Origin of the sequence: Actinomarinicola tropica (genome assembly GCF_009650215.1) — a bacterium.
GTDB lineage: Bacteria > Actinomycetota > Acidimicrobiia > Acidimicrobiales > SKKL01 > Actinomarinicola > Actinomarinicola tropica.
The window spans coordinates 2,676,674-2,696,322 of record NZ_CP045851.1 but is presented as its reverse complement, the minus strand read 5'-3'; the positions used below and the strand labels follow the sequence as shown (position 1 = coordinate 2,696,322).

Annotated in this window: 11 protein-coding genes; 7 read left to right on the top strand and 4 right to left on the bottom strand. The window is 74.0% G+C overall.

Features of this window, described 5'->3' with window-relative positions; translation table 11 throughout:
- Positions 1-6 precede the first annotated feature (6 nt).
- Together GH723_RS13250 and GH723_RS13245 are read right to left on the bottom strand one after the other, a co-directional pair.
- Positions 7-1,107 (bottom strand): DegT/DnrJ/EryC1/StrS family aminotransferase, encoded by a 1,101-nt coding sequence (locus GH723_RS13250; protein WP_153760093.1) that lies wholly within the window; start codon positions 1,105-1,107, stop codon positions 7-9.
- Entirely contained in the window at positions 1,104-1,652 is a 549-nt protein-coding gene (locus GH723_RS13245) for an acyltransferase (protein ID WP_153760092.1), read from the bottom strand. The genes GH723_RS13250 and GH723_RS13245 overlap by 4 nt, the downstream gene beginning before the upstream one ends.
- Here GH723_RS13245 and GH723_RS13240 point away from each other — a divergent pair.
- From GH723_RS13240 to GH723_RS13230, 3 genes are read left to right on the top strand one after another with little or no spacing between them, the layout of a single operon-like run.
- Positions 1,549-3,081: an NAD(P)/FAD-dependent oxidoreductase gene (locus GH723_RS13240; protein WP_153760091.1), complete on the top strand. Its 1,533-nt coding sequence runs from the start codon at positions 1,549-1,551 to the stop codon at positions 3,079-3,081. The two genes, GH723_RS13245 and GH723_RS13240, sit on opposite strands and share 104 nt — an antisense overlap.
- Entirely contained in the window at positions 3,081-4,073 is a 993-nt protein-coding gene (locus tag GH723_RS13235; RefSeq protein WP_153760090.1) for a polysaccharide deacetylase family protein, read from the top strand. The genes GH723_RS13240 and GH723_RS13235 overlap by 1 nt, the downstream gene beginning before the upstream one ends.
- Complete coding sequence (locus GH723_RS13230; RefSeq protein ID WP_153760089.1) at positions 4,070-5,149, top strand: glycosyltransferase family 2 protein; 1,080 nt, start codon at positions 4,070-4,072, stop codon at positions 5,147-5,149. The genes GH723_RS13235 and GH723_RS13230 overlap by 4 nt, the downstream gene beginning before the upstream one ends.
- Here the strand turns inward: GH723_RS13230 and GH723_RS19055 are convergent.
- Positions 5,140-5,928: a WecB/TagA/CpsF family glycosyltransferase gene (locus tag GH723_RS19055; protein ID WP_153760088.1), complete on the bottom strand. Its 789-nt coding sequence runs from the start codon at positions 5,926-5,928 to the stop codon at positions 5,140-5,142. The two genes, GH723_RS13230 and GH723_RS19055, sit on opposite strands and share 10 nt — an antisense overlap.
- Complete coding sequence (locus GH723_RS13220; RefSeq protein ID WP_153760087.1) at positions 5,925-7,184, bottom strand: glycosyltransferase family 4 protein; 1,260 nt, start codon at positions 7,182-7,184, stop codon at positions 5,925-5,927. Before GH723_RS13220 ends, GH723_RS19055 begins: the two co-directional genes overlap by 4 nt.
- A gap of 100 nt (positions 7,185-7,284) precedes the next feature.
- On the opposite strand from GH723_RS13220, the gene GH723_RS13215 reads away from it, so the two are divergent.
- From GH723_RS13215 to GH723_RS13200, 4 genes are all read left to right on the top strand, one after another.
- Positions 7,285-11,865, top strand: a complete 4,581-nt coding sequence (locus tag GH723_RS13215) for a MupA/Atu3671 family FMN-dependent luciferase-like monooxygenase (protein ID WP_153760086.1) — start codon at positions 7,285-7,287, stop codon at positions 11,863-11,865.
- The gene (locus GH723_RS13210; protein ID WP_153760085.1) at positions 11,862-17,900 is read left to right on the top strand and encodes a type I polyketide synthase; all 6,039 of its coding nucleotides are present in this window, start codon (positions 11,862-11,864) and stop codon (positions 17,898-17,900) included. The genes GH723_RS13215 and GH723_RS13210 overlap by 4 nt, the downstream gene beginning before the upstream one ends.
- A 111-nt stretch (positions 17,901-18,011) precedes the next feature.
- Positions 18,012-19,298: a phosphopyruvate hydratase gene (gene eno, locus GH723_RS13205; RefSeq protein ID WP_153760084.1), complete on the top strand. Its 1,287-nt coding sequence runs from the start codon at positions 18,012-18,014 to the stop codon at positions 19,296-19,298.
- 2 nt (positions 19,299-19,300) lie between these two features.
- Complete coding sequence (locus GH723_RS13200; RefSeq protein WP_153760083.1) at positions 19,301-19,645, top strand: FtsB family cell division protein; 345 nt, start codon at positions 19,301-19,303, stop codon at positions 19,643-19,645.
- Positions 19,646-19,649 lie beyond the last annotated feature (4 nt).

Genomic DNA, 19,649 nt, shown 5'->3' with positions numbered 1-19,649 from the left:
GGGTGGTCAGGTGAGCAGCCGGCGGACCGTGTCGGCCACCTGCTCGCGATCGGCGTCGGTCAGGTGCTGGTGCACGGGAAGGCTGACGACCTCGGTCGCCACCCGTTCGGCCACCGGGCAGCCGCCGTCGATCCGGACGCGCGGGTCGGCGCGGAAGCAGTCGTGGTCGTAGACGGCCCCCGGGTAGTAGACGCCGGCGCCGACCCCGGCGGCGACGAGGGCGTCGACCAGCTCGTCGCGCCCGAGCCGGGCGTCGGGGGCGATGCGCACCGTGTACTGGTGCCACACGTGACGGCGGCCCGGTCGGACCGTCGGCGTGACGAGCCCCTCGATGCCCGCCAGCGCCTCCCCGTAGTAGGCGGCGTTCGCGGACCGTGCCGCCACGACGGCGTCGAGCCGTGCGAACTGCGGCACGGCGACGGCGGCGGCGAGGTCCGACAGGCGGTAGTTGTGGCCCGGGACCTCGTACTGGTACCGGTCCCGCATGCCCTGGTTGCGGAGGACCCGCATCCGGTCCGCGAGCTCGTCGTCGTCGGTGGTGACCACGCCGCCCTCCCCGCACTGCAGGTTCTTGGTCGCGTAGAAGCTGAACGTGGCCAGGCCGTAGGTGCCGACCGGGCGCCCCCCGTAGGTGGCGCCGTGCGCCTGCGCCGCATCCTCGACGACCGTCGCCCCGGACTCCGTGGCGATGCGGACGATCGGGTCCATGTCGGCGGCCTGGCCGTAGAGGTGCACCGGCATGATCGCGGCGGTGGCGTCGCCGACGACGCCGTCGAGCCGGGTCGGGTCGAGGTTGAAGTCGTCCTCGGAGATGTCGGCGAAGCGTGCCGTCGCGCCGGCTTCGAGGATGGCGTTCAGCGTGGCCACGAACGTGAACGGGGAGGTGACGACCTCGGAGCCCGGCGCGAGGCGGAGCGCCTCGAGGGCCACGACCAGCGCCGTCGTCCCGCTGTTGACGGCGACGGCGTGCGCGGCACCGGTCATCTCCCGGCAGGCGGCCTCGAAGCGCTCGACCATCGGCCCCTGGGCGAGCATCCCCGAGCGGATGACCTCCTCGACGAGGGCGAGCTCCTCCTCCTCGCAGCGGACGACGGTGATGGGGATCACGGGGCGGGCTCCTCGCAGGCCGGGCAGCGGTCGGGGTCGGGGGGCGGTTCGGCAGCTCGGGAGACCACGTGGCCCCGCCGGCACACCCAGCCGTGGTGGCGGGCGGGGTTGCCGAGCACCAGCTGGTGGGGGGCGACGTCGCGGGTCACCACGGACCCGGCGGCGACCATCGACCACTCGCCGAGCGTGGTCCCGCAGACGATGGTGACGTTGGCGCCGATCGACGCGCCCCGGCGCACCGTGGTGGGCACGACCCGGAAGTCGTCGTTGCCCGCCCGGGGGAGGAGGTCGTTGGTGAAGACGCAGGACGGGCCGAGGAACACCTCGTCGCCGATGTCGACGCCGCGGTAGATGCTGACGTTGTTCTGGACCTTCACCCCGTCGCCGAGTCGCACGCCCGCGTCGACGTAGACGTTCTTGCCGAGGCTGCAGCCGGCCCCGATGCGGGCGCCGCTGCGGACGTGGGCGTGGTGCCAGATCCGGGTGCCGTCACCGACGACCGCGCCGTCCTCGACGATGGCGGAGGGATCGGCCAACCACGTCATCTCCACGCCGTTCCGCTCATCTCCCGCTGGCACCGGTCGACGAACAGTAGCGTACGACCCGCGCGGTTCCGAGGAGCGAGACATGAGGTGTGCGGTCGTAGGCGGAGGCGTGCTGGGGATGACCCTGGCGCTCCGGCTGAGGCGTGACGGGCACGACGTCACCCTGTACGAGGCGGCCCCGGAGCTGGGAGGGCTCGCCTCCCCCTGGCGGATCGGCGAGGTCACCTGGGACCGCCACTACCACGTCACGCTCCTCTCCGACGCCCGCACGCGCGCCATGTACGAGGCCGCCGGCATCCTCGACGACGAGATCCGATGGGTCGAGACGAAGAACGGCTACTACGGGCCCGACGGGGTCATCCGCCCGTTCTCGGGTCCGGTCGACTTCCTGAAGCTCCCCGGCCTGTCGCTGCTCGACAAGCTGAGGATGGGCGGCACGATCGTGCTCGGCTCCCGCATCCGCTCCGGTGAGCGCATGGAGCGCCGCACGGTCGAGTCCTGGTTGCGGCGGTGGAGCGGGCCGTCGGCCTTCGAGGCCTTCTGGAAGCCGCTGCTGCGCGCCAAGCTCGGCGACACCTACCCCCGGGCGTCGGCGGCGTTCATCTGGGCCACGATCCAGCGGCTGTTCGCGGCCCGGCGGTCGGGGCTGAAGAAGGAGATGTTCGGCTACGTCCACGGGGGCTACGCCACGGTGTGCGCGGCGTTCGCCACCGCGTTCGAGCGGGAGGGCGTCGAGCTGCGCCTCGCCACGCCCATCGGCGCCATCCGTCGCGCCGAGGGCGGCGGCCTCGACATCACCACCGCCGGCCCGGACGGCCCCGCCACGGACCACGTCGACCGGGTCGTCGTCACCACCGCGGCGCCGATCGCCGCCCGGCTCTGCCCCGACCTCCTCGAGGGCGAGCGTCGCCGCCTCGAATCGGTCGAGTACGTGGGCATCGTCTGCGCCTCGCTGCTGCTCGACCGCTCGCTCTCGGAGCACTACCTCACCTACATCACCGACCCCGAGACGCCGTTCACGGCGGTCGTCGAGATGACGGCGTTCATCGACCCGGCCGAGGTCGACGGCAAGGCGCTCGTCTACCTCCCGAAGTACACCACCGCCGACGATCCGCTCATGAGGGCGTCGGACGACGAGGTGCTCGACGCGTTCCTCCCGTACCTCGAGCGCATGTACCCGGACCTCGATCGCGCCCAGGTCGTCGCCGCGCGCGTCTCGCGGGTGCCGAAGGTCTTCGCCCTGCCCACGCTGCGCTACTCGGAGACCCAACCGTCGATCGCCACGTCGGTCCCCGGCCTCTACCTGGCCGGCTCGGCCAACCTGCCCTTCGCCACTCTCAACGTCGACGACACCCTCTCGCTCGTCGACCAGGTCCTCGAGGTCGCGAACCTCGACGCCGCACCCGCCACGTCCCGCACGGAGCCCTGATGTCCGAACGACCGTACGCCTCGCTGTCCCTGGACGCCGACAACCTGTGGGCCTACCAGATGACCCACGGCGACCCCGGTTGGGAGGACCACCCCACCTACCTCGATACCCTGGCCGAGCGGGTGCTGCCGGTCCTCGCCGAGCGCGACCTGCGCATCACGTTCTTCGTCGTCGGCCAGGACGCGGCGATCGAGGAGAACCGACGGGCCATCGCGTCGATCTCGGAGGCCGGCCACGAGATCGGGAACCACAGCTTCCGGCACCAGCCCTGGCTGCACCGCTACACGCTCGAGGAGCTCCACGCCGAGTTCGCCCGCACCGAGGAGGCGCTCGAGGACGTCACCGGTCAGCGTCCGGTCGGCTTCCGCGGCCCGGGCTACAGCCTGAGCCCCGATGTCATCCGGGTGCTGATCGATCGCGGGTACCGCTACGACTGCTCCACCCTGCCCACCGTCATCGGGCCCCTCGCCCGGGCGTACTACTTCCGGTCGGCCAAGCTGAGCGCCGAGCAGCGCGAGGAGCGGTCCTACCTCTTCGGCAGCGCCCGCGACGGCCTGCGCCGGCTCCACCCCTACCTCTGGGAGATGGGGCCCGACCGGCTCCTCGAGATCCCGGTGACGACGATGCCGATCGCGCGGGTGCCGGTCCACGTCTCCTACGTGCTCTACCTCGCCGGCGTGTCGCCCGCCCTCGCCCACCAGTACTTCGCCAACGCCATGCGCCTGTGCCGGCTGCGCAAGCTCGAGCCGTCGATCCTCCTGCACCCCCTCGACTTCCTCGGCGCCGACGACGTCGACAGCCTCCGCTTCTTCCCCGGCATGGGCATGACCGGCGCCGAGAAGCGCACGGTCGTGCTCCGGTGCATCGACGAGCTGCAGCGGCAGTTCCGCGTCGTCGGCATGCGCACGCACGCCGAGGCCATCCTCGACAGGGGCGGCCTGCCCGTCCGCTCGGCGTCGACGAGCCGGCCCCACATCAAGGTCGCGTCGTGACCGACGCCGATCACCTCGATCCGGTGGAGGCCGGCCTCGAGCCGGGCGACCCGGTCAGCCGCATCCCCGAGCGTCCCCTGGTCACCGTCCTCGTGCCCGCGTACAACGAGGCGCTCAAGATCATGTCGTCGCTGACGGAGATCTACGCCTACATGCAGGCGCTCGCCGACCGCTGCGACTTCGAGCTGCTCGTCGTCGACGACGGCTCCACCGACGAGACGGGCGACATCGCCGAGGCCTTCGCCCGCAGCCGTCCCGAGGTCCGCGTCGTCCGCCAGGTCGTCAACATGCGCCTCGGCCAGGCGCTCCGCGACGGCTTCCGGCTGTCGCGAGGCGACATCGTCGTCGTGTTCGACTCCGACCTGTCCTACTCCGTCGACCACATCGGTCGGATGATCGACACCATGGTCGACGAGCAGGTGACGATCGTCGTCGCCTCGCCCTACATGAAGGGCGGCCAGGTCTCCGCGATCCCGTGGCGCCGCGAGCTCATGAGCAAGCAGGCGAACCGCCTGCTCTCGATGACCAGCCAGTACCCGATCAAGACGATCACCGCCATGGTGCGCGCCTACAACGGGCCGTTCATCCGGAACCTCAGCCTCAAGGCGATGGGACCGGAGATCAACACCGAGATCATGTACAAGGCCCAGATCATGCGGGCCCGCGTCGCCGAGATCCCGGCTCACCTCGACTGGAGCGACCAGGCCGAGCGCATGGCGAAGCGGAAGGTCTCGCTCCGGGTGTCGACCACCTCGAAGCTGCTGGTGTTCGCCAGCTTCCTCTACCGGCCCATCGCGTTCTTCCTCGTGCCCGGCGTGCTGCTCCTCCTGATCTCCCTCTGGTCCGCTGGGTCCCTCCTGGTGACCGTGTGGGACAACGCCCGCATCGAGGGCGGCAACCTGGACGCCCGCCTCACCCACGGCTTCGCCGATGCCTGGGACCTCCGACCGCAGACGTTCATCATCGCCGGGTTCAGCTTCGTCGTCGCCGTGCAGCTCATCAGCCTCGGGCTGCTCGCCACGCAGGCCAAGCGCTACTTCGAGGAGCTCTTCTACGCCGCGTCCCGTCAGCGGTGAGCCCGGCGCTCCCGCCACAGGATGCGGAGGAACGCGGGGTCGTCGACGAAGTAGCGGCGGAAGAGCCGGCGGGGCTCCTGGAGGAACCGGAAGAACCACTCGAGCCCGTAGCGCTGCATCCACTCCGGTGCCCGTCGCACGAGCCCGTAGTGCATGTCGAAGCTGGCCCCGACGGCGTGGAGCATCGGCGTGCGCTCGGGCGGCGTCGCCCGCAGGACGCCGTCGATGATGTTGCACTGCTTGGGGAACCCCAGCGTGACGAACACGTGCTCCGGGCGGCGCGACGCCACGAGCTCGACCACCTGAGCGACGAAGGCGTCGAAGCCGGCACGGTCGTCGAGCGAGAGCCGAGGTGCGACGACGGCGGCACCCGCTCCGGCGTCGGCCTCCACCCGGCGGGCGACCTCCTCGGACGTGGCGACGACGAGGACGCTGCGGCCGTCGGCGCAGAGACGGGGGAACAGCTCGGTGACGAGCGTGCTCCCGGGCAGCCGGGCCGAGAGCGGCGCGCCGAGAGCCGGGCTCGCCCACACGATCGGTTGGCCGTCGGGCAGCACCACGGCGGCGCGTCGGGCGACCGACGCGGCCACGGGGTCCGTGCCTCGGTCCAGGTGCACGAGCTGGTCGACGTTGGGCGTCACCACGACCGGCGCGGCACCCGGTGGGAGGGGGTCGCCGGGCGACCAGGCGAGCAGGGCGTCGGCGACCGGGCGCACCGAGGCGGCGTCGACGAGGTCGAGGCCGAACAGGCGCCGCCGGGGCAGGTCGAGGAGGGTCAACGGACGACCGCCGCCGTGCCGGCGAAGAGGTCGAGCAGCTCGCCGACGTTGCGGCGCAGGTCGTGGCGCTCCTGGACCGCCACCCGGCCGGCGGCCGACAGCGTCGCGGCCAGGCCGTCCTCGGTGAGCATCCGCTCGAGTGCCGTGGTGAGCGCGTCGACGTTGCCCGGCGGAACGGTGAGCGCGGTCTCGTCGTGGACCGCCAGCTCCGGGATGCCGCTGATCCCGCTGGCCACGACGGGCACGCCGCACGCCATGGCCTCCATGATCGAGATGGGCAGGCCCTCGGAGAACGAGGGCAAGCAGAAGACGTCGGCGGCCACGAGGCGCTCGCGCACCGCGGAGGGGAGCAGCTCCCCGTGGTGGGCGACCGCGTCCGAGAGGCCGAGGCGCGCCTCCTCGGCCCGGATCTCCGCCTCGTAGGGACCGCCGCCCACGAGGTCGACGCCGACGTCGAGGCCCTTCTCCCGCAGGCGCGCCACGGCGTGCAGCAGGACGACGTGGCCCTTCTCGGCCGACAGGCGGGCCACCACCAGCACCCTCGGAGCCTGCGAGGGCGGTGCGGGGTCCCGCGGCGCGAAGGCGTCGAGGTCGATGCCGCACCGGACGACGTGGAAGCGGTCCCACAGCCGTGGCTCGGCCACGCGGCACAGCTGGGAGCGGGTGAAGTCCGACACGCAGGCGACGAACGAGGCGCTGGCGGCCTTGAGGTCGAGGCGGGCGTCGGCCTCGTTCACGAAGTCCTGGAAGCCGTGGATCGTGAAGCTCCAGGTCCACCGGTCACCCTCGGACATGTTGCCGATCTCGGCCGCGAACCAGGCGATCGTGGCCGGGGCCTGCCCGAAGTGGGCGTGCAGGTGGCGTACGTCGAGGTCGCGGCAGTGCTCGACGGCCCGCGCCGCGTATGCCAGGTGGACCAGCCGGCGGACGGCGATGCCGAGGTCGAGGCGGGCCGAACCGAGGGCGGACAGCACCAGGCGCGCCGCCGGGAGGGGGTGTTCTCGGAGGACCCGGGCCAGCGCCAGGAGCAGGGTGAGGGGGCCGGCTGCCTTGAGGTACAGCGTCCGCCGGGCCTCGTCCTCCGCCCACGCCCCCCGGACGTCGTCGGGCGCCGGACGGTTCATGGCGATCGGCACGACCTCCCCGCCGCGCCGGGTCACCTCGGCGATCTCGTCGTTGATGAACGTCGTGGCCACGCGGGGGTGGTGCGTCATCACGTACGCGATCCGCACGCGCGGCGCGGAGGGGTCGCTCACGGCGGGCACGTTAGCGACCGACGGGAGGGTGACAGCGCCGGACGGATCGTGGGAGCCTGTCCCGCTCCCGCCACCAGCGCGAGGACGAGGAGGAGACAGCGTGGGGCCGACACGACGGTTGACGGTGGCGATGGTCGGCGACGAGTCGCTCGCGCTGCAGTGCGCCCTCGTCGCCCGCGCCGCCGGCGACGACGTCGTCGCCGTGGCCACCGCGTCCGCCGCGCTGCGCACCGATGCGGAGGCCGCGGGCCTCACCGTCGTCGAACCGTCCGCGCTCGCGGACGCGCTGGCCGAGCGTCCCGTCGACGTGCTCCTCAGCGTGGCCAACGAGCGGGTGCTCCCCGACGAGGTCCTCGCCGGCGCTCGCCACGCCGTGAACTTCCACGACGGACCGCTGCCGGAGCTCGCGGGCCTCGGGGTCACCACGTGGGCGATCCACGACGGCCGGACGGAGCACGCCGTCACCTGGCACCGCATGACCTCCGACGTCGACGCCGGCGAGATCCTCCTCGAGGAGCGCTTCCCGATCGGTGCCGACGACTCCGCGCTCTCGCTCAACGCCCGGTGCTACGAGGCGGGCCTGGCCACGTTCCCCCGCCTGCTCGACCTGCTCCGGGAGGATCCCGCCCCACGCTCGGGTCCCGGGGCGCCGCACCGCTTCGTCGGTCGCCAGGAGCGCCCGCTCGTGTGGATCGACCCGGCCGTGCCCGCGGTGGATCTGGCTCGCCGCGTCCGAGCCCTGGACCTCGGCCCGCGCATCCGCAACCGGCTGGGCGTCGCGCGCTGGTGGACGGGACGCGGGGCGCTCGTGGTCGGGGGCGCCCGTGCGCTGGAGTCGTCGGGCGCGGCTCCCGGGGCGGTCGTGTCGGTCGACGCCGACGGCGTCCGCCTGGCCACGGTCGAGGGCGACCTGCTCGTCACGAGCCTCCTGCACCCCCACGGTGAGCCGGCCACACCCGAGGAGCTGGCGGCGCTCGGGATCGTCGCCGACATCACCACCGTCGAGGCGCCGCCGACGTCCGTGCGGGATGCGCTGTCCGCCGCCGATCCGCAGCTCGCCCGGCACGAGACGCACTGGATCGCCCGCCTGCACCGCGTCGATCCGGACCTGCCGCCGCACCTCGCCACCGTCGGCGCCGACGGGACACGGACGTTCGCCGAGGTCGTGGTGCCGCGTGACGTCCCGGCCGAGGCGATCGTGCTCGCGGTCGTCCACTGGTGGTCCGGCGTGAACGGCGGCGACGCCACCTTCGCCCTCGCCGACGCGGCCCGAGGCGACGTCGCGCCGCTGCTCCGGGATCCCGTCGGGGCCTGGGACCGCCGGCCCGACGCGACCATCGCCGACGAGCGGCGGCGGATCCGGGCGGAGCTCGACGACCTCCGGCGTCGCGGCGGCATCCTCGCCGACCTCGTCGGTCGTGAGCCGACGCTCCGTGGCCGCATGCCCGTGCCGCCCCTCCGCCTCGCGGTCGACGTCGCCGACGAGGAGGAGCATGCGGCCTCGCCCGGCGTCACCGTCGAGGTCGCCGACGGGGTCCTCGTCCTCCACGTGCCCGGCACCCTCACGCCGGCGTGGGAGCGTGTCGCCGGGCAGCTCCACGCCCTCGTCCGGGCCGTTCACGACGGCGCCGGGCGCATCGCCGACCTCCCCTCCCTCTCCGCCGACGAGCGGGACGTCCTGGCCCGGCTCAACGACACCGCACGGGACCACGACCGCACGGCCACCGTCGACGGTGCGTTCCGCGCTCGAGTCGCGGCCACCCCTGACGCCCCGGCGGTGACCTGCGGGGACCAGACGCTCACCTACGCCGCGCTGGCGGCGCGCGTCGACCACCTGGCGGCGCGCCTGGCCGAGGCCGGCGCGTCCACCGGGTCGCTCGTGGGCATCGCGGTGCCGCGCGGGATCGACCTCGTCACCGCCGTGCTGGCCGCGATGGCCACCGGGGCCGCCTACGTCCCCCTCGACCCGGACTACCCGGAGGAGCGGCTGCGCTTCATGGTCGAGGACGCCGACCTCGCCGTCGTCGTCGCCGAACGCACCACCGCCGACCGGCTGGGCGTCGAGGGCCGGCCCGTCGTCGACCCCACGGACGGCGGCGTCCCGCGCGGGCCCGCGCCGACGTCGCCCCACACCGCGGACGACGTCGCCTACGTCATCTACACGTCGGGGTCCACCGGCCGGCCGAAGGGCGTCGTCCTCGAGCACCGCAACGTCACGAACTTCTTCGCCGGCATGGACGACGTGATCGACCACGACCCGCCGGGCACGTGGCTCGCGGTCACCAGCCTGTCGTTCGACATCTCGGTCCTCGAGCTGCTGTGGACGCTGACCCGCGGGTTCCACGTCGTCGTCCAGCGGCAAGGGATCGCCGCAGCGGCCGGTGCGGCGCGACGGGCGACGGCGCGGCGCGTCCCCACCTGGAGCCTCTTCTACTTCGCCGCCGGCCACGAGCAGGCGGCCGAGGGCTACCGGCTGCTGCTCGAGAGCGCCCGATTCGCCGACGCACACGGGTTCGAGGCCGTCTGGCTCCCCGAGCGGCACTTCCACGACTTCGGCGGGGCGTACCCCAACCCGAGCGTTGCCGCAGCCGCCGTCGCGGCCGTCACCGAGCGGGTCCACATCCGGGCCGGCAGCGTGGTGCTCCCGCTCCACGCCAGCGCCCGCGTGGCCGAGGAGTGGGCGTTCGTCGACAACCTGTCCCACGGGCGGGTGGGCATCTCGTTCGCCCCCGGCTGGCAGCCGCGCGACTTCGTCCTCAACCCCGCGTCCCACGGCACGGCCCGCGCCGACCTGCCGCGCCGCATCGACGAGGTCCGGGCCCTGTGGCGGGGCGACGCCCTGGAGCTGCCCGGCCCCGACGGGGAGCCGATCGCCGTTTCCACGCTGCCGCGGCCCGTGCAGTCGGAGCTTCCGACCTGGCTGACGTCGGCCGGTACGACGGCCACGTTCGAGCAGGCCGGTCGCGCCGGTCACAACCTGCTCACCCACCTGCTCGGCCAGTCGATCGAGCAGCTCGCGACCAACGTCGACGTCTACCGGCGGGCCTGGCGCGAGGCCGGGCACCCGGGCGACGGCCACGTCACCCTGATGCTGCACACCCACCTCGACCCCGACGGGGCGGCCGCCCGCGCCCGGGCCGAGGGGCCGATGCGCGCGTACCTGTCGAGCGCCACCGGGCTCATCAAGAACATGGCATCGGCCTTCCCCACCTTCGCCAACGCCGGCGCCGACGCCGACGAGGCCTTCCGATCGCTCTCGCCCGAGGAGATGGACCAGCTCCTCACGATGGCCACCGAGCGCTACATGGAGACGAGCGGGATGTTCGGCACGCCCGAGGATGCCGCAGCGCTCGCCGTCGCCGTCGCGGAGGCCGGTGCCGACGAGGTCGCGTGCCTGATCGACTTCGGCGTCGCCACCGACGACGTCCTCGGATCGCTGGCCCACATCGACGCCGCCCGACGCCTGGTGCTCGCCGGTGCCGTCGGCCCCGCGGAGGCCGACGACGACGAGTCGGTCGCCGCGCTCGTCGCTCGCCACGACGTCACCCACCTGCAGTGCACGCCCTCGCTGGCCGAGATCCTCCTCGCCGACCCCGACGACCGGGCGGCGCTGGGCCGCGTCCGGCACCTGATGGTGGGCGGCGAGGCGTTGAGCGAGAAGGTGGCGGACGAGCTCCGTCGCACCGTGCCCGGTCGCCTCACGAACATGTACGGACCGACCGAGACCACGATCTGGTCCCTGGTGCACGAGGTCGAGGGCCCGTCGGACGGCGCCGTGCCCATCGGGCGCCCGATCGCCAACACCACGGTGCACGTCCTCGACCCCGACGGGACCCCGCTGCCCCTCGGCGCGCTCGGCGAGCTGCACATCGGTGGCGAGGGCGTCGCCCGCGGCTACCTGGGACGCCCGGAGCTGACCGCCGAGCGGTTCGTCGACCGCGGCGGCCTCGGGCGGACCTACGCCACCGGGGACCTGGCGAGCATCGACGGCGACGGCGTCGTGCGGTTCGCCGGTCGGGCCGACTTCCAGGTGAAGATCCGCGGTCACCGCATCGAGCTCGGCGAGATCGAGGCGGTCCTCGACGCGCACCCGGCGGTCGACCGGGCGATCGTCGTCATCCGAGGGGAGGGTGCAGACGCTCGGCTCGTCGCCTTCGTGAAGCCGGCGGCCGGGCAGGAGGCCGACGTCCCGGCGCTGCTCGCCGAGGCCCGTCGGTCGCTGCCCGCCATCATGGTCCCCGACGCCGTCGGCGTGGTCGACGACATGCCGCTGACGCCGAACGGCAAGATCGACCGGGCGGCGCTGCCCGACGCGCCAGCCGATCTGGATGCGCCGCTCGCCCCGGAGGACGTGCCGGTCGACGACATGGAGGCGCTGGTCGCCGAGGCGTGGTCGTCGCGGCTGCACCGTCCGGTCGGGCGGTCGGTCAACGTGTTCGACCTCGGTGGCAACTCCCTGCTCGCCGTCGCCGTGTTCCGCCACCTGCAGGAGGCGACGCGGCTGCCGCTCGTGCTCACCGACCTGTTCCGTCACCCCACGGTGGCCGCGCTGGGCGCGCACCTCCACGGCCTGGCGTCGGGCGGGGCGGCCGTCGACGACGCCGCACCTGCGACGCCGACGGGAGCCGATCGCGGGGCGCGGCGTCGCCAGGCGCGAGCCGGTCGACGAGGCGGCGGATGAGCACGACCGATCCGTCCGGCGTCGAGCCCCGCGAGATCTCCGAGAACGACGTCGCCGTCGTCGGCATCTCCGGTCGCTTCCCCGGTGCTCCCGACGTCGACGTCCTCTGGGAGCGGGTGCGACGAGGCGAGGACTGCCTCCGGGACCTCAGCAGGGAGGAGCTCCTCGCCGCCGGCATCCCGCGCGCCACGGTCGACGACCCGAGCTACGTGCGTCGCACCGGCGCCCTCGACGGCGTCGACCTGTTCGACGCCGGGTTCTTCGGGATCGGGCCGCGCGACGCCGCCGTGATGGATCCCCAGCACCGGCACTTCCTCGAGTGCGCGTGGGAGGCGCTCGAGTCCGCAGCGGTCGACCCGTCCCGGTTCGACGGGGCGATCGGCGTGTTCGCCGGGTCGGGCATGAACACCTACCTGGTGCACTGCCTGCTCGCGAACCCCCAGCTGGTGGACGAGCTGGGCTGGTTCCTCCTGCGCCACACCGGCAACGACAAGGACTTCCTGTCGACCCTCGTCTCCTACAAGCTCGACCTGCGGGGTCCGTCGATCAACGTGCAGACGGCGTGCTCCACGTCGCTCGTGGCGGTGCACCTCGCGGTGCAGAGCCTGCTCGGGATGGAGTGCGACCTGGCACTGGCCGGCGGCGTCACGATCGAGGTGCCCCACGGCGTCGGCTACCGCTACCACGAGGGGGAGATCCTCTCGCCGACCGGTCGGTGCCGGGCCTTCGACGCCGCGTCCGACGGCACGGTGCTCACGAGCGGCGCCGCCGTCGTCGCGCTGCGCCGCCTCACCGACGCGTGGGAGGACGGCGACCCGATCCTCGCCGTCATCAAGGGGTCGGCGGTCAACAACGACGGCGCGCGGAAGGTGTCCTACCTGGCGCCGAGCGTCGACGGCCACGCCGACGTCGTCACCGAGGCGCTGGCCGTCGCCGGCTTGGCGCCCACCGACGTCCAGCTCGTCGACGCCCACGGCACCGGCACCGCGCTCGGTGACCCGATCGAGGTCGCCGCGCTGTCGGCGGCGTTCGACGGCGGGGGTCGGCGCGGTTGGTGCCGGCTCACGTCGACCAAGCCCAACGTCGGCCACCTCGACACGGCCGCCGGGGCGGCGTCGCTCATCAAGGTGGTCCAGGCGCTGCGCCACCGCACGCTGCCGCCGATGGCGAATCACACGGCGCCCAGCCCGCTCGTCGACCTGGACGGGTCGCCGTTCACGTTGAGCGGGGAGGCCTCGCCGTGGGAGGTCGACGGCGTGCGCCGGGCGGGCGTCAGCTCGCTCGGCGTCGGTGGCACCAACGCCCACGTCGTGGTGGAGGAGGCCCCGGAGCGACGGGCTACGGCGCGACGGGCACGGCCCGAGGTGCTGCTCCTCTCCGCCCGCGACGACGCCGCGCTCGCCGCGTCGGCCGCCCGGCTCGCCGATCACCTCGAGGGACACCCGGAGGCGGACCTCGGCGCGGTCGCCCACACCCTGCGGGCGGGTCGCTGCGCCTTCCCCGTGCGGCGGGCCGTCGGGGTCGCCGACGCCGCGGACGCCGTCACCCGGCTCCGGCGCGTCGCCTCGGGGACCGTCGCCCAGGAGGGCTCGCCGCCGCGCACCGTGTTCCTGTTCCCCGGCGGCGGCTCCCAGCACCCGGGGATGGGGGCCGGGCTCGACGAACGGTTCGCCACGTTCCACCGGGTGCGGGAGGAGGTCCTCGCGGAGGTCGCGCGCCACACCGACGTCGACGTGCGCGCCGGGCTGGCGCCCGATGCCGACCCCGCCCACCTCGACGACCCCGCCGTCGCCCTCCCGCTGGTGTTCGCCACGTCGCTCGCGATGGCTCGGCAGTGGATGGACCTCGGCGTCGAGCCGGACGCCATGCTCGGCCACAGCCTCGGGGAGTACGTCGCGGCGCACCTCGCCGGCGTGCTCACCCTCCCCGATGCGGTGCGGTTGGTCGTCGCCCGCTCCCGCCTCATGTCGCAGGTCGGTGGCGACCGCGCCGCGATGCTGGTGGTCCCCCTCGGCGAGGACGACGTCGCCGACCTCCTCGGGCCGCAGGTCTCCCTGGCGGTCGTCAACGGTCCGGCCGAGTGCGTCCTCGCGGGGGAGCGCGACGCCGTCGACGCGGTGGCGGAGCTGCTGCGGGGCAGGGACGTCGAGACGTCGCGCATCCCCCTCGCCGCGGCCGCGCACAGCGTCCTGCTCGACCCCGTGCTCGACGAGTTCCGAGAGGTGGCCCGGACGGTCACCTTCTCGGAGCCGACCCGTCCCTACGTCTCGAACCTCACCGGCTCGTGGGTCGCTCCTGGTGAGGTCACCGATCCGGAGCACTGGGTGCGTCACCTGCGCGGCACCGTGCGCTTCGCCGACGGCCTGGCCACGGTGCTCGGGGACGGTCCCACGTCGACGGTCGAGCTCGGGCCGGGGCACACCCTCTCCGCCACGGCCCGCCGGGCGGACCATCCGCCCGTGCTCGCCGTGGCGTCGATGCGGCACCCGCGTCAGGCCGGTGACGACACCGCGGCGGCCCTCGAGGCGCTGGGACAGCGGTGGGCGCTCGGGCTCCCGGTCGACCTCGACGCCCTCGTCGCCACGACGCCCCGCGTCGTCCTGCCCACGTACCCGTTCCAGCGGCAGCGCCACTGGATCGACCCGCCCGACCCGTCGGCCACACCGCTGGTGCCCGCGATCGGCGCCCGCACCGCCGCCGGACCCGAGGTCGCCGAGGGGCCGGCGCGGATCGAGGATCCGACCGACATGCTCTGGCTCGAGGCGTGGGAGCCGGATCCGGCCGCGGTCGAGGCCGTCGTACGGCGGTGGCGGGTCCTGGCCCCGACCGACGAGCTGGCCGACCTCCTCGTCGCGGACCTGAACGCGGTCGCCGCCGAGGTGCGCACGCACCGCGACGTCGACGACCTGCTGCGCGCCCCGCTCGCCGACGGTGACGGGGTGCTCCTCGTCGGGGCCGACCGGCGCGACGAGGCGGACGCCGCGCCGTTCTGGCTCGACGCCGCCGTGCGCCTCGCCGACCACCTCGGCACCGCCGCCACGTCCGACCACCGTCTGGTCCTGGTCGGGCGCGGCGGGCTCGCCGTGGACGGACCGGCGCCCGCCCCGTGGGACGCGCTGGCGCTCGGCGTGGCACGCGTGGCGCCGCGCGAGTACCCGCAGGTCGACACGGCGCTGGTCGACGTGGTCGTCGGCGACGACCCCTCCGCGGCGGTGCGCGCCATCCTCGACGAGCTCCGGACCCCCCACGTCGGCCGGCGTGTCGTCGCAGTGCGCGACGGGCGGCCGCTGACGCCCCGCCTCGCCTCGACCACTGCCACCGGCCAGGTCGACGGGCGCCTCCGGGACGGGGGGACGTACCTGGTCACCGGCGGCCTGGGCGGCATCGGCCACACCCTCGCCCGGCACCTGGCCACCGCCCACGGCGCCATCCTGGTGCTCACCACGAGCCGGGCCCTGCCGGCGGGCGACGCCCGGGCGGAGTGGCTGCGCACCCACGGCCCGTCCGAACCGACGAGTCGCCGGCTGCGTCGCATCGCCGACCTCGAGGCGACGGGCGCGCGCGTCGAGGTCGTCCACGCCGACCTCGCCGACCCCGCGCAGGTGGCGGCGGCCCTCGACGACGCCGTGGCCCGGGTGGGTCCGCTCGACGGCGTGGTGCACGCCGCGGGCGTGCTGCGCGACCGGCTCCTCGCCACGTCGACACCTGACGACGCCACCGCCGTCGTCGCGCCGAAGGCCGGCGCTGCGGTGCACCTCGTCGACGAGCTGCGCCGCCGGGAGGTCCCCCTCCTGCTGCTCGTGTCGTCGACGTCCACCGTCCTCGCCCCCGCCGGCCAGACGGCGTACGTGGCGGCGAACGCCGTCCTCGACGCCCTCGCCGGGACGCACGGCCCGCTGTCGGTGGTCACGTTCGCCTCCGGCATGTGGGCGGGCACCGGCATGGCCGACGAGTTCGCACGGCGTGCGCAGCTCGGCCTCGCGGACGGTTCGCCCGTCGAGCACCCGGTGTTCGAGGAGCTCGTCGCCGGCCGCGACGGCGCGATCGACGTCGTCGGCCACCTCGATCCCGCCTCGCAGTGGATCCTCGGCGAGCACCGCGTCGAGGGGCATCCAGTGCTCCCCGGCACGGGTCACCTGGAGCTGATGGTCGGCGCCGCCCGGATCTCCGGTGCCTCCAGCACGACGGTCCAGCTCCGGACGGTCGCCCTCCACGAGCCGCTGTCCGTCCCCGACGGGGACCAGGTGATCGTGCGTGTGCGCGTCGCCGCTCCCGGCGAGGGACGCCGAGAGGTGCGCCTCGAGAGCGCGCCCGACGGCGCCAGCTGGCGGCTCCACAGCACCGCCGAGCTGGTGGTCGACGGCGCAGAGGTCGACACGCGACGCGTCGAGGACCCGCTGGCCGGCGTGCCACGGAGCGTCGTCGACCCCCTCGAGGGCCAGCGGGACCACCTCGGCCTGGGGCTTCACTGGTCGCCGCCGACCGAGGTGGCGCGCGGCGCCGACGTCCTCAGCGGTCGCGTCGTCGCCGCCGTTTCGGAGGACCGCTCACCCTGGGTCGCCGACCCCGCGCTGCTCGACGCGGCCACGGGGCTCGCCGTGCAGCTGGTGCGGCAGCCGGGCGACGACGCGCTCTTCGTGCCCATCGGCTACCGCTCGGTCGAGTGGCGCGGCCCGGTGCCGCGCGAGGTCGAGGTCGTGGTCCGGCGCACGGCGGGCGAGCCGTCGGCCTGCGACGTCGATGTGCTCGGTGCCGGCCGCGAGCCGCTCGTCCGCATCCACGGCCTCGAGCTGTGGCGCTTGGAGGGGGAGCGGACGCTCGCTGCGTCCGCCGTGCCCGACGACGTCGACGCGCGGGGCGGTGCGCTGGCGGGACTGGCGTCCTCGACGGGGATCACCCCCGACGAGGGGGTGCGCCTCGTCGAGCTCGTCCTCGCCGACGGGCGCCCCCGGCTCCTCGCGTCCAGCGTCGACCTCCCCGCGCTCGTGGCCGCCGCGGACGCCCCGGTCGCGACGGCCGTGTCCCCCGACGTGGCGGGTGGCGCCGACGGCGGTCCCACGATCGAGCGGCTGGCGGCGATGTGGGCCGAGCTGCTCGGCGTGGCGCCCGGCCCCCACGACGACTTCTTCGACCTCGGCGGGCACTCGCTCCTCGCCATCCGGCTCGTGGCCCGGCTCGGTCGCGCCTTCGGCGTCGACATGGCGCTCACCGACGTGCTCGCAGCCCCCACGTTGTCCGAGATGGCGGCCTTCGTGGACGCGCACAGCAAGGTGCCGTCGACGGCACGCAGCCCGATCGTGCCGATCGCCGAGGGCGGTGCGGGCACGCCGCTCGTCATCGTGCACGGGGCCGGCGGGAGCGTCGTCTTCCTCTGGTCGCTCGCACGGGCGCTCGCCGACGAGCGTCCGGTTCTCGGCATCCAGGCCGTCGGCGTCGACGGGCAGGAGGAGCCCGATCCCAGCATCGACGCCATGGCCGACCGGTACGCCGCCGCCCTGCAGGCCACCCTCCCCGGCCCGTACCTGCTCGGCGGCTACTCCGGTGGGGGGCTCGTCGCGCTGGAGGTCGCCAACCGCCTGCGCGACCTCGGTGCCGAGGTCCCCAGGGTGGTGCTCTTCGACAGCGTGCCGCCGGGGTGCGCCTCGCCCCGCCGGCGCGAGCGCGTCCGCAACGTGCTGCGGCACCTCGCCGCGGGCCGCGTCCGGGGCGTCGCCCCCTATCTGACCACCCTCATCCGCCACGGCTTCCGCATGCCACCGGTCCTCGATCCCGACCTCGACGGCAGCCACGTCAACCTCTTCGACCACTTCTCCGCCGTCGCCGAGCAGCACCGCCTCGGCAGCTACCCCGTGGACGTCACGCTGCTGAAGGCCGACCAGGTGTGGCCCATCCAGCCGCACGACTACTACTGGACGGGCCACATCACCGGCGACCTGGACGTCGTATCGGTGCCCGGCGACCACTTCTCGATGTTCTCGCCCGGGCGCGTCCCCCAGCTCGCCGCCGAGGTCCGCCGGGCGCTGCGCGGCCTCTGAGGCCCTCGACCGCCGACGCCGGGTACCTGGAACGCAGCGAGCGGCGTGCCATCATCAAGGTCCCGGCCGACACGGCCGATGACCGGTCTGAGCAGGAGGAACACCCCCGACATGAGCGCGATCGAACACGTGGTGGGCCGCGAGGTCCTCGACTCGCGCGGCAACCCCACCGTCGAGGTGGAGGTCGTCCTCGAGTCGGGTGCGCGCGGCCGCGCCATCGTCCCCTCCGGCGCATCGACCGGTCAGTTCGAGGCCGTCGAGCTCCGCGACGGCGGCGACCGCTACGGCGGCAAGGGCGTCCTCCAGGCGGTCGGTGCCGTGAACACCGAGATCGTCGACGCGCTCGAGGGCCTCGACGCCCTCGACCAGCGGGGCATCGACACGATCCTCCTCGACCTCGACGGCACCGAGAACAAGGGCCGCTTCGGCGCCAACGCCATCCTCGGCACGTCCCTCGCCGTCGCCAAGGCCGCAGCCGACGAGCTCGCCGTGCCGCTCTACCGCTACGTCGGCGGGGCCAACGCCCACGTGCTGCCGGTGCCGATGATGAACGTGCTCAACGGCGGCGAGCACGCCGACAACAACGTCGACGTGCAGGAGTTCATGCTGATGCCGGTGGGCGCGGCCTCGTTCTCCGAGGCGCTCCGCTGGGGCGTGCAGACCTACCACGTGCTGAAGAAGGTCCTCCACGACCGCGGCCTGTCCACGGCCGTCGGCGACGAGGGCGGCTTCGCGCCGGACCTCCTGAGCAACGAGTCCGCGGTGCAGCTGCTCGTCGAGGCGATCGAGCAGGCCGGCTTCACGCCGGGCGACGACATCGCCATCGCGCTCGACCCGGCCTCCACCGAGTTCTTCTCCGACGGCCGCTACGTGCTCGCCTCCGAGGACCGCAGCCTCACCTCCGACGAGATGGTCGCCTTCTGGTCCGACTGGTGCGACCGGTACCCGATCGTCTCGATCGAGGACGGCATGGCCGAGGAGGACTGGGACGGCTGGTCGTCGATGACCCAGGCGCTCGGCGGCCGCATCCAGCTCGTCGGCGACGACCTCTTCGTCACGAACAGCGAGCGCCTGGCACGGGGCATCGAGGCTGGCGTGGCCAACTCGATCCTCGTCAAGGTCAACCAGATCGGCTCGCTGACCGAGACGCTCGACGCCGTCGGCCTCGCCACGCGCACCGGCTACACGGCGGTCATGTCGCACCGGTCGGGCGAGACCGAGGACGCCACCATCGCCGACCTCGCGGTCGCCACCAACTGCGGCCAGATCAAGACCGGCGCCCCGGCCCGCTCCGACCGGGTCGCCAAGTACAACCAGCTGCTGCGCATCGAGGAGGACCTCGGCGAGGCCGCCGAGTTCTGGGGCGCCGCCGCGCTCGCGCCGCGAGGCCGGAGCTGACCGTGGAGGCGAACGCCCGCCGACTCGTGTGGCCCGTCGTGGCCGCGCTCCTCGTCATCGGCGCGCTCTTCCTCACGATGTTCCCGACCCGCACCTGGCTCGACCAGCGCAACGCCATCTCGGCGTCGACGGCCGAGCTCGAGGAGCTCGACGCCGAGCTGGCCGAGCTCGACGCCCGCGTGGCGGCGCTCGACTCGCCGGAGGAGATCGAGCTGCTCGCCCGCGAGCAGTACGGCATGGTCCGCCCGGGAGAGGAGGCCTACAGCCTGCTCCCGCTGCCTGCGCCACCGATCGACATCCCCCCAGGGTGGCCCTTCACGGCTGCCCCGCCGGCCGACGCGCCCTGAGCTG